This is a genomic window from Massilia horti, assembly GCF_004614195.1.
In the GTDB taxonomy this organism is placed as follows: Bacteria; Pseudomonadota; Gammaproteobacteria; order Burkholderiales; family Burkholderiaceae_D; genus Telluria; species Telluria horti.
On sequence record NZ_SPUM01000108.1, the window covers coordinates 25,035 to 39,104 of the forward strand.

At 67.3% G+C, this 14,070-nt stretch carries 11 protein-coding genes; 1 reads left to right on the forward strand and 10 read right to left on the reverse strand.

Features of this window, described 5'->3' with window-relative positions; translation table 11 throughout:
- Window positions 1-14: 14 nt before the first annotated feature.
- Genes E4O92_RS16075 through E4O92_RS16120 form a run of 10 tightly spaced genes read right to left on the reverse strand, consistent with a single transcriptional unit; the run spans window position 15 to window position 12,848 of the window.
- Window positions 15-1,919 carry an XrtA/PEP-CTERM system amidotransferase gene (locus E4O92_RS16075; RefSeq protein WP_135190748.1) on the reverse strand — a complete coding sequence of 635 codons (1,905 nt, stop codon included), beginning with the start codon at window positions 1,917-1,919 and terminating at the stop codon, window positions 15-17.
- Window positions 1,907-3,088 (reverse strand): TIGR03088 family PEP-CTERM/XrtA system glycosyltransferase, encoded by a 1,182-nt coding sequence (locus tag E4O92_RS16080; protein ID WP_135190749.1) that lies wholly within the window; start codon window positions 3,086-3,088, stop codon window positions 1,907-1,909. Before E4O92_RS16080 ends, E4O92_RS16075 begins: the two co-directional genes overlap by 13 nt.
- Window positions 3,088-4,635, reverse strand: a complete 1,548-nt coding sequence (gene xrtA, locus E4O92_RS16085; protein ID WP_135190750.1) for an exosortase A — start codon at window positions 4,633-4,635, stop codon at window positions 3,088-3,090. The genes E4O92_RS16080 and xrtA overlap by 1 nt, the downstream gene beginning before the upstream one ends.
- Entirely contained in the window at window positions 4,626-5,819 is a 1,194-nt protein-coding gene (locus E4O92_RS16090; protein ID WP_135190751.1) for a TIGR03087 family PEP-CTERM/XrtA system glycosyltransferase, read from the reverse strand. Before E4O92_RS16090 ends, xrtA begins: the two co-directional genes overlap by 10 nt.
- Before the next feature lies 1 nt (window position 5,820).
- Entirely contained in the window at window positions 5,821-6,918 is a 1,098-nt protein-coding gene (locus tag E4O92_RS16095) for a FemAB family XrtA/PEP-CTERM system-associated protein (RefSeq protein ID WP_135190752.1), read from the reverse strand.
- Window positions 6,915-7,790, reverse strand: coding sequence for an XrtA system polysaccharide deacetylase (locus E4O92_RS16100; RefSeq protein ID WP_135190753.1), 876 nt, complete (start codon window positions 7,788-7,790; stop codon window positions 6,915-6,917). Before E4O92_RS16100 ends, E4O92_RS16095 begins: the two co-directional genes overlap by 4 nt.
- Window positions 7,787-8,836 (reverse strand): XrtA/PEP-CTERM system-associated ATPase, encoded by a 1,050-nt coding sequence (locus E4O92_RS16105; protein WP_135190754.1) that lies wholly within the window; start codon window positions 8,834-8,836, stop codon window positions 7,787-7,789. The genes E4O92_RS16100 and E4O92_RS16105 overlap by 4 nt, the downstream gene beginning before the upstream one ends.
- A gap of 15 nt (window positions 8,837-8,851) precedes the next feature.
- Window positions 8,852-10,399 (reverse strand): TIGR03016 family PEP-CTERM system-associated outer membrane protein, encoded by a 1,548-nt coding sequence (locus tag E4O92_RS16110; protein WP_167759813.1) that lies wholly within the window; start codon window positions 10,397-10,399, stop codon window positions 8,852-8,854.
- Window positions 10,392-11,291, reverse strand: coding sequence for an XrtA-associated tyrosine autokinase (locus E4O92_RS16115; RefSeq protein ID WP_135190756.1), 900 nt, complete (start codon window positions 11,289-11,291; stop codon window positions 10,392-10,394). Before E4O92_RS16115 ends, E4O92_RS16110 begins: the two co-directional genes overlap by 8 nt.
- Before the next feature lie 21 nt (window positions 11,292-11,312).
- Entirely contained in the window at window positions 11,313-12,848 is a 1,536-nt protein-coding gene (locus tag E4O92_RS16120; protein ID WP_135190757.1) for an XrtA system polysaccharide chain length determinant, read from the reverse strand.
- Between the two features lie 311 nt (window positions 12,849-13,159).
- On the opposite strand from E4O92_RS16120, the gene E4O92_RS16125 reads away from it, so the two are divergent.
- A complete protein-coding gene (locus E4O92_RS16125) occupies window positions 13,160-13,942 on the forward strand; it encodes a S1 family peptidase (RefSeq protein WP_135190758.1) in 783 nt (260 codons plus the stop codon).
- Window positions 13,943-14,070 lie beyond the last annotated feature (128 nt).

Below are 14,070 nucleotides of genomic sequence, written 5' to 3' on the forward strand. Positions count from 1 at the left end.
AACGGCGGTCTGGCTCATGCCGGCGCTCCTTCCAGTTCCTTGCGCAGGAACGCTTCGAACATCAGCACCGTCCAGATCGGCGCGCTGTAGTCGCGGCGGCCGGACTCGTGCTGCTCGACCATCTCGGCCAGGAAGGCCTGGTCGAAGATCCCGGTCGCGGCCAGCGCCGGTCCCAGCAGCGCCTCACGTACGCGCTGGCGCAGCGGACCGCGGAACCAGCTGGCCAGCGGCACCGCGAAGCCCTGCTTCTTGCGGTACAGGATGTCGTGCGGCAGGTAGTGCTCCATGCTCTTCTTGAAGATGTACTTGCCTTCGCCGCCCTTGAGCTTGATCGATGGCGACAGCCCGGAGATCCATTCAACCAGCAGGTGGTCCAGCAGCGGCACCCGCACCTCGAGCGCGTGCGCCATGCTGGCGCGGTCGACCTTGGTCAGGATGTCGCCCGGCAGGTAGGTCTTCATGTCGAGGTACTGGATCAGCGACAGCGGCTCGCCGGTCGGCGCCGCGGCGGCGTGCTCGCGCATCACGTCCAGTGCGCGGTAGCCCTGCAGGCGCCGCTTGAACTGTTCCGAGAACAGGCGCGCGCGCATCGCGTCGGACATGATCGACACGCCGTGGAAGTAGCCTTCCACCAGGTCGCGCGCCAGCGCCTCGAAGGTGGTCTTGGCGCGCAGCACGCGCGGCGCCCAGTCGGCCTTTGGATAGTATTTGCCGAGCGGGCCGAACACGCCGCGCCGCAGCGCCTGCGGGATCTTCGAGCGCACCGCGTCCTCGGCCATGGCGAAGCGGTAGCGGCGGTAGCCGGCCAGGTTCTCGTCGCCGCCGTCGCCCGACAGCGCCACCGTCACGCGTTTCCTCGCCAGCTGGCACACTCGGTAGGTCGGGATCGCCGAGCTGTCCGCATACGGCTCGTCATACAGCCCGGCCAGGGTGTCGAGCAGCGCGTAGTCGTCGGTGTCGACGGTTTCGACGTGGTGGTTGGTGCCGTACTGGCGCGCCACCTGCCCGGCGTACTCCGATTCGTCGAAGGCCTTGTCGTTAAACGCGATCGAGCAGGTGTTCACTGGCTCGTCGGTCAGGCCCGCCATCATCGCCACCACCGCGCTTGAGTCGACCCCGCCGGACAGGAAGGCGCCGAGCGGCACGTCGGCCTTCAGGTGGCTTTGCACCGCCTCGCGCACGCGCACTGCCAGTTCACCGGCCGCGTCCTGCTCGGTCATCTTTTCGTGCAGCTTGAACGGAACGTCCCAGAACTGCTTCGGTTCGGGAACCGGCTGGCCGATGCGAACCAGCAGCGAATAACCCGGCGCCAGCTTGCGGCTTCCCGCGTAGATTGTCTTCGGCTCGGGCACGTAGCCGTAGGCGAAATAATCCTCGACCGCGCGCACGTCGATCTCGCGCGGCAGGCCGGGGTGGGCGCGCAGCGACTTCAGTTCCGAGCCGAAGATGAACATCCCGCTTGGTAACAGCGCGTAGAAGAAGGGCTTGATGCCCATCCGGTCGCGCGCCATGAACATGACCTGCTTGCGGCGGTCCCAGATGGCGATGGCGAACATGCCGCGCAGGCGGTGCACGCAGTCCTCGCCCCATGCCTCCCACGCATGCACGATGGTTTCGGTGTCGCTCTTGGTGCGAAACTGGTAGCCCAGCTGCTGCAGTTCGGCGGTCAGTTCGCGGTAGTTGTAGATCTCGCCGTTGAACACCACGCCGACGTCACCGGCGGCGTTGAACATTGGCTGCTGGCCGCTGGCCAGGTCGATCACCGACAGCCGCCGGTGGCCGAAGCCGACCCCGGGCTCGGTATAGATGTCGCCCTCGTCGGGCCCGCGGTGATGCTGGGTTTCGTTCATCCGCTTAAGCAGCGCGGGGTCGATCTCTCGCGCGCCGCGGGTATCGAAAATGCCGACTATTCCACACATGATTCGATGGACTTCCTGAATGGGGTTTTACGTTGGCACAGGCTGTCGTACAAGGCCTGGTAGCCGGCGACCATGGCCGGCATCGAATAATGGGTCAGCACCCGCGCGCGGCCGGCGGCACCGTGCGCGGCGGCCAGTATCGGGTCGTCCACGTAACGCGCCAGCGCCTCGGCCATCGCTTGCGGGTCGCGCGGCGACACCAGCTGGCCGGTGACGCCTTCGGCGACCACTTCCGGCACGCCGCCGACACGGGTGCCGACCACCGGCAGGTTACTGGCCATCGCCTCCAGCACGCTGCCGGGCGTGCCCTCGGCGATCGAGGAGATCACGTACATGTCCAGGCCACGCAGGATCTCGGCCACGTCGCTGCGCGCGCCGGGCAGCCACACCAGGCCCTCCAGGCCGAGCGAGCGCACCTGCTCGCGCAGGTTCGGCAACAGCGGGCCGTCGCCGACGATCGCCAGCCGCAGGTTGGCGGCTTGCTGCGGCGCGCGTGCGCGCAGCAGCGCGAAGGCTTCGACCAGGGTGGCGTGGTCCTTGACGTCCTGCACGCGGCCGACGCTGCCGATCACACGGCAACCGGGGCCGAAACCGAAATCCGGGCGCGCCTCGGCGTCTGCCCGCGGCCGGAAGCGTTCGGCGTCGATGCCGTTGGCCAGCAGGGCGCTCTTGTGTTCGGGTACGCCGATCACGTCGCGGCTCCAGGACAGCATGGCGCCGGAGTTGGCGTAGCAGCAGTCGTAGAACGGCAGCATGAGGCGGCGCAGCAGGTTGTGCTTGCGGTTGCGTCCCTCGGGGTCGGTGGCCTCGCGCCCGTGCATGCCGTTGATGCGCGCCGGGACACCGGCCAGGAGCGCCGCCGGCGCGTACTCCATCGCGGCCAGGTTGTAGGTGTGCAGGATCGCCGGGCGCAGGCGGCGCAGCAGCTTGAACAGCGCCGCGTGGGTCGCGAGCGACAGGCCGCTTTGCTTGTGCAGCGCGTACAGCTGCACGTCGGGCTTGCTGATCCGCTTTGCGAAATCGGTGTGGTCAAGCAGGCACACCACCGCGTGGCGGTAGGCGTGCGCCGGCATGCGGTTGATGCGCTCGACCAGCAGGTTTTCCAGGCCGCCGAAGTCGAGGCGATAGATCAGGTGCGCGACCAGCGGCGCGTCCGGTTGCCCGCACATCAATGGCCCTCCGTGGCCGACAGCGCGGCGTCGATCGCGGCCAGGTTTTGCTGCAGGAACGAACGCAGCGTGGCGCGTGCCGCCTCCTTGTTCTCGCCCAGCGGGGTGGCGGCAATCACCGCCGATCCGTCGCCGGGACGCAGCATCAGGCGCGCGCGCGCCTGCCACAGCTTGCCCACGTAGTCGCTGGCGGTGACGTGCCCGCCGACCCGGATCCAGTGCCAGACCAGCAGGTCGCCCTCCTGGCTCGACAGGGTGGTCTCGCGCAGCACGAGCGTGGCGCCACCCACGTTCTCCTGGCGGCGCACGGTGCCGGTTTCGCGGAAATCGCCGTGTTCGTTCGCGAGCCGGTTCACTGAGCTGATCAGCGACCGGCCAGTCCGGTCATTGCGGTAGTAGAGCAGCGAGAGCGCCACCGGGGCGCTGCCCTCAAGCTGGCGCAGGGACAGGTCCAGGCGCGCGTCCGGCCCGACGTATGCCGGTTGCCAGCTGGTGAAGGCGGGTGTTTCACTCCACGCCAGCGCGACCGGCGCCAGGCGCGAAGGCTGCGGCAGCGCACTGGCGCGCGCGTTGACCAGCGCCAGCGCCGGCCACAGTGCCGCCAGCGCGACAAAGGCGACGGTCATGCGCGCGAACACGCCCGGGCTGGCCAGTGCGCGCTCGCCATCCTGCGCCAGCGCGTCTGGCGCCGGGCCGGCATCCTTCTCGTGCCACAGGCGCCCGATCCAGAACATCAGGAACATCACCAGGCCGAAGAACAGCCAGCCGTAGATGATATGGTCGACCCCGACCGCCAGCCGCATGCTCGACAGGTGGCCGATCATCACGATCATGTAGGCGCGCACGCCGTTGGCGACGATCGGCACCGCCGCCGACAGCGCGATGAACAGCAGGCGCCGGCGCCAGGAGCGGTAGCTCAGGTAGGCGTACAGGCAGCCGAGCGTGATCGACGAGATCAGGTAGCGCAGCCCGCTGCAGGCTTCGACCACCGACCAGTGGCCGCTGGGGATTTCGAAGCTGGGACCGTTGCGCAGCACCGGGATGCCGGTCAGGCGCAGCGCGGCCACCGTGAAGTCGGCGGTGAAGTCGATCAGGGGCGCCACGAACACTTCGCCGAACGGCACCGCGGACAGCAGGAACAGCAGCGGGAACGCGAGCGCGCTGGCATAGCGGCGGCCGCATACGGCCAGCACCGCCAGCGGGAACAGCGCCACCAGCGCGTACTGGCGCACCACCTGCACCTCGGCCACCGAACCGAGCAGCCACAGCATGCCGGCCAGCGCCGCCGGCACCAGCGCCGGCCACCACGGCGCGAGCGGCAGCGTGCGCAGCGTTTCGCGCTGGCGCCACGCCAGCCACAGGCAGATCGGTGCCACCGCGTAGCCGTGCGCGAAGGTTTCGGAGTTGTTCCACAGCGTGACGATCGAGCGCGCGGTGTCGAAATACAGGATGAGCGGCGCGAGCAGGGCGAGCGCAATCCATATGCGGCGCGCGCCGCCCAGCGCGGGGGGCGCCAGGACCAGGCCTGGTGGGGGGATCAGTTGCATTCCAACCTCGCTTCGATGCCGGCCAGGTTGCTCGGCCAGCTGTACAGTCGCTCGACCCGTTCGCGTGCGCGTGCGCGCAATGCGCGGTCGTCTTCGCCCAGGGCTCTTGCCACCGCCGCGGCAAACGCGTCGGCGCCGTCGGCCAGCAGCAGTTCGGCGCCGGGCGCGGCGTCGATTCCTTCCAGCGCCTGCGGCGACACCACCACCGGCAGCGCCATCGCCATCGCCTCCAGCACCTTGTTCTGGATCCCGCGCGCGACCCGCAGCGGGGCCACCGACAGTGCGGCGTGGGCCAGGTAGGGGCGCACGTCGGGCACGGTGCCGGTCACGACGATGCCTTCGCTCCTGGCCAGCGCCTGCACGGCCGGCGTGGGCCGCGCGCCGACGATGTAAAAGCGCAGGTCGGCAAAGCGCGCGCGCAGCGCCGGGAACACTTCGGCCGCGAACCACTCGACCGCGTCGACGTTGGGCCAGTAGTCCATCGCGCCGGTGAACACCAGCGCCCGTTCACCTGCCGCAAACGGGCTGGCGTAGGGGCGCGCGGGCGAGAAGTAGTCGGTGTCCACGCCGTTGTTGAAGTGGCCGATCTTGGCCTGGCTTTCCGGCGCCAGCGTGCGAAACAGCTCGGCTTCCGGCGCGGTGGCGAACAGGGCGGCGTCGCACTGGCGCGCCACCTGGCGCTCGTAGGCCAGCAGGGCGCGCGCCTCGCGAGCGTACAGCCAGCTCATCGGCCACGGCTTGTTGTCCGCGTACTGGCGCCACTTGTCGGAGTCGACGTCGCAGAAGTCGACCACCCGGCGCGCCTGTCCATAGGGTTCGGCGTACTGCGCCATGGGCGAGGAGAACACCACGATCCGGCTGATATGCTGCTGCGTCATCGTGCGCTCGACCCAGGCCGACAGGTCCGCGTCGCGGTAGTAGTCGAGCGAAAGCGAGCGGCCGCGCGCCAGGGCCGGCAGGCTGCGCAGGCGCGCCAGCTTCGGGTCGAGCCGCGCGAAGTGGGCGCTTGCACACAGCGCGCGCACGTGCGGCACGTGCTGCCAGTCGTCGGGGTCGTCCACAAACGTACCCAAGTGCACCCGGTAGCGCTGCGCCAGGTGCCGCAGCAGGTGCCAGGAGCGAATCTTGTCGCCCTTGTTCGGCGGGTACGGGATGCGGTGCACCAGCAGCAGCAGATCTTCCATGCTATCCCAGGTTCCTGACGATGTGCGGCCCCAGCGCATTGGCCAGCGGGAGCGGCAGCTTTTTCCAGAGCTTGATGAACAGCCGGTATTTCGGGTTGAGCGGGTTGTTGTCGGGCAGGGAGCTCGCCCGGTACAGCTTGTACTCGTACGGCAGCGGCTGCGCGGTGAAGCCCCAGTTCTTCTTGAAGTCGTAGGCCCCGGTGCCCAGCTTGCTGCGGCCGAAGTCGAACAGGCGGCAACCGCGCGCGGCAGCTGCCTGCATCAGGTTCCAGTACATGAAGTCGTTGCCGGCCACATCGCGCGCGATGTCCATGCCGCCGCCGTAGTACGGCACGACCTCGTCGCGCCAGTAGAACGACAGCACCGCCGCGACCAGCTGGTCGTCGTCGGTGGTGATCACGCGCACCTCGCACTCGTCGCCGAACACCTGCTGCAGCAGGGCGAAGTAGCGCTTCGGGAACACCGGCGTGCCGAGCCGGTGCACGCTGTGCGCATAGGCGGTGAACAGGCGCTCGACGTTGTCGTCGACCTGGCCCTTCAGGCCCAGCTTGATCCCCTTGCGCACCATCGCGCGCTGCTTGCGCGGGATCGCGTTCAGGTTTTCCTCATCGATGCCTGAAATCGCTTTGCGGAAGGTGACGTACAGTTCTTTCGTGTGCCAGGCCGGGTCGTCCGGATGGGCGCGCCGCATGCCGCGGTATTCGAGGTGGCCCACGCCCAACTGCTGCGCCAGCTCATGGGCGGCGGCATCTAACATGGCGCGCGCCTCGGGGTCGCTCGCGACCACCCCGCCGTACACGCAGAACGGCATGGCGCCCAGCGAGTGGCCGAACAGGCGGCTCTTGATCTCGGCCAGCGGCAGCACGCCCTGGATCACGCCGTCCTGCTGCACGTAGTAGAACCAGGTCTTGATCCCGAACGACTGCTCGATCACCTGCTGCCAGCCGGACAGGTGGAAGAAGGTCGCCTCCGGGCAGGCGCGCACGAACGCATCCCAGCGCGCGCGCTCGTGCGGCTGCATCAGGTGCAGCGTGCGGGGGCTGGCGGCCAAGACCGGGGCTTTGCTCCGGGTGGAAGCGCGTTCGAGGATCGAGCTCATGGCGTCTGAAGGAACACGCGGTCCATGCGGTCCCACTGGAAGTCGCGGGCGAGCAGGCCTAAGCGCCGCTCCATGCGGTCGATGTTCAGGTAGTGGCGAAAGCGCGCCCGGGCGCCTAGCCCGGCGGGGCGCGGCTGGCCGGGGTCGATTTCCCACGGATGGAAATAGAACAGCGACGGCTGGCGCTCGTCCTGGTTCACGCGCCGGATCATCCAGCGCGACAGCGCGTACGGCAGCAGGCGGAAGTAGCCGCCGCCGCCGGCCGGCAGGTTGCGGCTGCCGACCCGCACGGTGGTGATCGGCACTTCGAGCAGGCCGCCCGGGCCGTTCGGGTAGAACGCGAAACGCGGCGCGTCCGGCATGCCGTAGTGGTCGTGCGCGATCGGGTAGATGCTGGAGCTGTAGCGGTAGCCGGCGTCCAGCAGGGCGTCCAGCGCCCACAGGTTGCCGTGGCCGATCGAGAAGCTGGGCGCGCGGTAGCCGGTCACCGCCACGCCGCCGATGTCTTCCAGCAGCGCCTTGCTGCTCTTGATGTCGTTGTCGAATTCGGCGCGGTCCTGGCTGGAGGCGCGCAGGTGGCCGTAGCCGTGGCTGGCCAGTTCATGGCCGCCGGCCACGATGCGGCGCACGACCTGCGGATAGCGCTCGGCGATCCAGCCCAGTGTGAAGAAGGTGGCCTTGACGCCGTGCTGCTCGAACAGGGCGAGGATGCGCTCCATGTTCGCCTCGACCCGGCATTCGCGCGCGGCCCAGCTGTCGCGGGCGATGTAGGGGGCGAACGCGGAGACCTGGAAGTAGTCCTCCACGTCGCAGGTCATCGCGTTGCGGATCGGCGCGAAAGAAGCGCGCGGCTCCGGCGCCCCGGCTGTCATTCCTCTTCCTCCGCGGTCTCGGCGGCTGCGGCGTTCTGCGGGGCGCTGACCATTTTTTTCAGGATCGACAATACCGACACCACCGACTTCTCCAGCCGCATCAGGCGCTCGTCGGTCACCCCGGCGCCGCCTTCGCCCGATTCGCTGGCGCACAGTTCGCCGCCGCGCAGCACCGCCTCGCGGGTCGCCGCCGGCAGCGCGCCGGGGGCGGGCTCGCCCACGCTCGCGGGCAGCTGGAATTCCTCGTCGATGTCGTGGATGACGGCGTTGATGTGTTCATCGACGAACGCGTGCAGCTCTTCCAGGTAGCCCATCAGCAGCACCCGGTCCATCAGGGTATTGACCTTGCGCGGGATGCCGCCGCTGTAGGCATGGATCGCCTCATGGGCGCTGTCCGCGAATTCCGGGTCGCCGTTCCAGCCGACCGTGGCCAGCCGGTGCTCGACATAGGCGCGGGTCTCTTCCGCATCCATGGGGCCCAGGTGGTAGCTGGCGATCACGCGCTGGCGCAGCTGCTGCAGGTCGGGGCTGTGCAGGGTGGCGCGGAACTCGGGCTGGCCGAGCAGGAAAGTCTGCAGCAGCGGCTTGTCGTCGGTCTGGAAGTTCGACAGCATGCGCAGTTCCTCGATCGTGCGCGGGTTCAGGTTCTGGGCTTCGTCGACCACCAGCAGCGCGCGCTTGCCCTGCTGGTCGACGAAGCGCAGGAAGTGCTCCAGGCGCGTGATCAGGTCGGTCTTGCTTGCGCCTTCGAACGGCAGGCCGAAGCTCGACACCACCATGCGCAGCGTGTCGTCCGGGTCGAGGTGGGTGTTGACGATGTGGGCCGCGACGATCTGATCCTTGGGCAACCGGTTGAACAGGTTGCGCACCAGCGTGGTCTTGCCGGCGCCGACTTCGCCGGTGATCACGATGAAGCCCTCGCCCTGCGACAGGCCGTACTCGAGGTAGGCCATGGCCCGCTTGTGGCCTTTGCTGCCGAAGAAGAAGTGGGGATCGGGCCGGAGTCGGAACGGTTTGTCGCTGAGCCCGTAGTAGGATTCGTACATGTGCTCGTGGCTTTTCTAAAGCGTCAGGGAAAGGGAGGCCGAGACTGCGTTCTCGGTGTACGTGCGCCCGCCGCCGATGGCCGTGCCTTTCGCGTGGCGCGCTTCGACCGAACCATACAGCTTGCGCTGGAAGCGGCGCGACAGGCCAACGCGCAGCGCGCGGTTGTCTTGCTTCAGTCCAGTCGACAGCGAGTTGCTGCGGCTGGATGTGAGCGAGACGCTGGCCTGGCTGCGCGAGGACAGGCTATAGTTGAAGTTGGCCGCCGCTCCCTTCATGCGCACGTCGTCGTTCAGGTTGGACAGGTGGCTGCCCAGGAGCTGGCTGTCGGTCTGCTGCAGCGACAGCGCGGTGCGGCGGGTGTCGAACAGCGACAGCAGCAGCATGCTGTGGGCGCCGTTGAACCCGGCCGAGGCCTGGAACTGCTTTTGCAGCATGTAGCGGTTGCTCAGGTAGTTGACGTTCTCGGCCAGGCTGGCCGGCAGCCCGGTGGCGCGCAGGTAGGCTTCGACCGCCTGGCGGCGTGCGACCGGGTCGGGAATATTGGGCATGAACAGCCGGTCCAGCAGGTCGGCGGTGTCGATCGTGGCCGGCAGCAGGAACTGCGAGCGGGTGGTGGTGACCGCCTCGTCGTAGTTGAAGCTCCAGACCGTGTGGCGGCTGCGGTGCAGCGCGTTCAAGGCATGCGACTGGCCGTAGTAGCGGTGGCCGGTGCTGGCCGACAGCGAAGTGCGCGGCGAGGGCGTCCAGTCGAAGCCGATGTTCCAGTTGCCGCCGCCGCTGCGCCCGCCCAGCGCGTGGTAGTCGTAGTTGTCGTGTCCGATGGCCGCGCGCACGGCCAGGCTCGGCTGCACGCGGTACGACAGGCCTGCCATCTCATTGGTCGAGACCGAGTCGCCGGCCAGCTTGTCGACCAGGTGCTGGCGGTCGTAGCGCAGGTTCCAGCCCAGGCGCACGCCGGGCCTGCTGGAGGCGCTCGCGGTGACGCTGTCGGCGTGGGTGTTGCCGTAGCCTTGCTGGTTGGTCTGGACCGAGTCGCGGGTGTAGCGCAGCATCAGGTCGGTACCGCCGCCCAGGCGGTGCGCCAGGTAGGGGCTGACGCGCCAGGTCGACACCTCGGTGCGGTTGAACGAGGAGTAGGGGGCGCCTTCGACCTGGGGGGCGAACGCCGATATCGCCTGCTGGCCGCGCATCGCGGCGGCGTCCAGGAACAGCAGTTCGTCGACCACGCGCGCCTTGAGGTTGGCCTGCAGCTGGCGGTTGTTGTCGTAGATGTTGGGTGCGGTCTTGTCGCTGTAGTTGTAGACGTGGAACTGGTAGCTGGCGTTCAGCTGCAGCCGCCGGTTGTTCTCGACCAGCGCGAAGCTGGGCGCCAGGTCGGTGATCCATTCGCGGCGCGCCAGCGCGGGTTCGGCCAGGTTGACATTGTCGGTCCAGGTTTCAGTCAGCGTTACGCCCGGGATGAATTTCAGCTCGGCGCTGGCCGGCGCGCATGCCAGCGCCACCAGGAGTGGCAGCAGGGCGCGCGCAGGCAGGGCCGGGCCGGCCCCGGATCGGTCAGCCATAGTGATAGTCATAGGCCTCTTCGATGCCGGGGAAGTCACGTACTTTGTTGTACAGCAGGTTCACGTTGCTGCAGCCTTCCAGGTGGCGCAGCGTTTCGGCGACGGCGTGCTGGGTCGTGGTTTCGGCCTCGACCACCAGCACGATCTGGCCCATGTGGCTGGCCAGCACGCGCGCTTCGCTGGTGAGCAGCAGCGGCGGCGAGTCGAAGATCACCACCCGGTCCGGGTAGCGGTTGGCGATTTCATGGACCATGCTGCTCATGGCCTGGCTGGCCAACAGCTCGGTGGCATGCGGGTTGCTGGTGCCGGCCGCCAGGATGCTCAGGGTGTCGACGTTGGTGCGCAACAGCACGTCGCCCAGGTCGAGGCCATCGTCGAGCAGGATGTCCATCAGGCCGCGCTGGGCCGGCAGGCCGAGCGTGCGCAGCACCGACGGGCGCGCGACGTCGGCGTCGACCAGCAGCACCGTGTGGTCCAGCTCCATGGCGATGCTCATCGCCAGGTTGATCGCGCAGAAGGTCTTGCCTTCGCCGGGCAGCGAACTGGTGACCATGATCAGGTTGTTCGGGGTCTCGCCCGCGCCCTGTTCGCCGAACGCGCGCCGCAGCAGCGGGCGCTTGATGATGCGGAACTCCTCGACCACGGTGGTGCGTCCGCCGGCGGCGGTCACCATGCCCATGTTGCGCAGCCGGTCCAGGTCGATTTCGACCTGGCGCGTCTGGACTTTGCGCGCTGCCGCGGGAGCCGCGGGGGCGGAGTCCGGCGCGCCGGCGGGCGGCACGGGCGAAGCCTGGGACGGGGCGGGGGCAGCCGCAGCCGCCGGGGAGGAAGGGGTGGCGTTCGTATCGCGCCGCTGCTCGATGCGGCTGGCCGCTTTTTCGATTATGCTCACATGTTCTCCGTGCAGGTCGCGTTACAGGGTGGACTTGATCAGGGCTGCGGCCATGACGCCGCCATAGACCCCGAACAGCATGAATACCGATGCGCCCAGGGCCCACAGGCGGCGCTTGCGCTTGACTTTCTGCCCGTCGGTCCAGTTCATGCTGACCGAGCCCAGGATCGGCACGCCGGTCACCTCGCGCAGCGCGCTCTGGCTGAGGAAGGTCGGACGCACCTGGCTCATCAGGAGGGCGGTGGCCAGGCCGGCCGCCAGCGCGGCGAGCAATACGAAGCTGTACAGGCGCGGACGGTTCGGTCCCGACGGGGTCAGCGGCGCGGTCGGCGGATCGATCACGCGGAACGCCAGCATGTCGGTGGCCGACGACAGGTCGCCCGACAGCTTGGCCGACTCGCGGCGCTCGACCAGCTTCTGGTAGTTGTCGCGGTTGACCTGGTAGTCGCGGTTCAGTTGGGCCAGCTGGGCCTCGACTTCCGGCGCGCTGGTCATCCGGGTGCGCAACTGATTCACACGCGAGGAATAGGTGTCGACCCGCGCCTTGAGCGAGGCCACGCGCGCCTGGGCGACCGACAGCTGCACGTTCAGCTGCTGCAGCATGGGGCTGTAGTTGGCGCCCGGATCACCGCTGTGCTTGCGCTTTTTGGCCTCTTCCTTCTTGCGCACCTGCAGATCGGCCAGCAGGCGCTTGCCGGCCACGATGTCCGGATGCTCCTCGGTGAACTGCATGCGCAGCTGGTCCAGGTTCTTGTTGATGGTGGCGATGCGGGCGTCCAGCTCAGGGTCGGCGTCGGTGTCGATGCTGTCCGGCGGCAGCGCGGCCGGGTCGTCGCCGGCGATCTGGCGCTTGATCGCATTGCGTGCCTGCTCGGCCTCGGCCAGTTCCAGGCGCGCCTGGTTCAGTGCCTCGTTCATCTCGGCCAGCCTGGTGCTGGAGTCCCCGCCCTGGCTGGACAGCAGGCCCAGGTGCCTGATCTTGAATTCCTTGAGCGCGTTTTCGGCCCCCGCCAGCTTCTCTTCGTAGCTTTTGATCTGGTCGTCGATGAACTGGACCGCTTTTTCCGAGTCCTGTTTCTTGCCGCCGAAGCTGCCTTCCATAAAGATGGTCAGCAGCGACTGCACCACGTCCTTGCCCAGCTTGGGGTTGGGATTGTTGTAGGCGATGGTGTAGATGTCGTCGCGCTCGGTGCCGCCGATCTTGATCTTTTCCATCAGCTCATCGACCAGCTGCTCGTGCTCCTTCTGGGTCTTGGCCGTCACGTCCAGGTCGACCATCCGGATCACCTTCTCGACGTTCGGGCGGCTGATCAGGGTGCGGCGCATGAACATCACCTGCTGGTCGATGTTGGGCAGGGCCGTCATGCCCGACAGCAGGGGCTTGAGGATGCTCTGGGTATCGACGTACACGCGGGCCGTGGCCTGGTAGTCGTTTGGCAGCGAATAGACGACAGTCCACCCGACCAGCGCGACGATCCAGGAAATGAGCACTGCGTACCAACGGTATTTGCCGATTGCCTTAAGGAATGCCAGGATTACGGCGGAGATTTCTGCCATATTATTGATCTCGGTAAGGTCAGGTTCAGGTAGCAATCATCGCTTGCGCTTGGAGCAATTGCAATTGCATAATGGAAAACCGTGGCAACGGAAGCAAGAAGTGGCGTGGTTTTCCAACACTAAGTTACTTTTCAGAACTAAAATTCGGTCACAGCTGCAATCTTCATTGCATCAATGGCATTGCTAGTGTCAAATAATACAACAAATTTCCAAAGACCATTGTTCTTATGAATCGTGCGCGCCCTGGGATCGTTGTCATTGCTACTTCGGCAATCCGGGTGTTTTCCTATTGTATTGTTGTCAAACGTAAAATGCTATCCTGCAATCAATCGTGCGCACGCTGGCTGGGCGCGCTCGCCCTGGCCTGTGCCAGCGTGCCGGCCCAGTCCGGCAACCTGGTGGAGACGATCGTCACCGTCAAGCGCTCGGTGGTCGCGGTCGGCAGCTCGCAGCCCACGCGCCGGCCGGCGGTCAACTTCACCGGCACCGGGTTCGTGGTCGGCGACGGCTTGACCATCGTCACCAATTCCCACGTGGTGCCCGAAGCGCTGGACAGCGAACACAAGGAAGTGCTGGGGATCGTGGTGGCCCAGGGCGACGGCGTCGCGTTCCGACCGGCCACGCTTGAGGTGCGCGACCGCGAGCACGACCTGGCGCGCCTGCGGATCAGCGGCGCGCCGCTGCCGGCGCTGGCGCTGGGCGACTCGGACACGGCGCTCGAGGGCCGGCAGCTGGCCTTCACCGGCTTTCCGCTGGGCGTGATGCTGGGCCTGCATCCGGTCACGCACCGCGCGCTGCTGTCGGCGATCACGCCGGCGGTGATGCCGTCGCTGGCCTCGCGCGCGCTGGACGGGCGCAGCGTGGCCCAGTTGCGCTCTGCCACCCCGTTTTCCCTCTTCCAGCTCGATGCGACCGCCTATCCGGGCAGCAGCGGCAGCCCGCTGTTCGATCCGGACAGTGGCGCGGTGCTGGGCGTCATTAATATGGGGCTGGTCAAGGGAACCAAGGAAAGCGCGATGAGCAACCCGAGCGGCATCACCTATGCCGTCCCGGGCCGCTACGTCCGTGAGTTATTGCAACATACGTCGCCGTAAGACAACGAATTTACGCGTGCGCACGTTGTCGAAGTTGCCGAATGGTATAGAATAGGCGCGCCAAAAGATGGTGAAATTGCAATAAGAAGTCGTTTCAGGGAGCCGCAGCGCAGCCGTGCTCGTTTTGA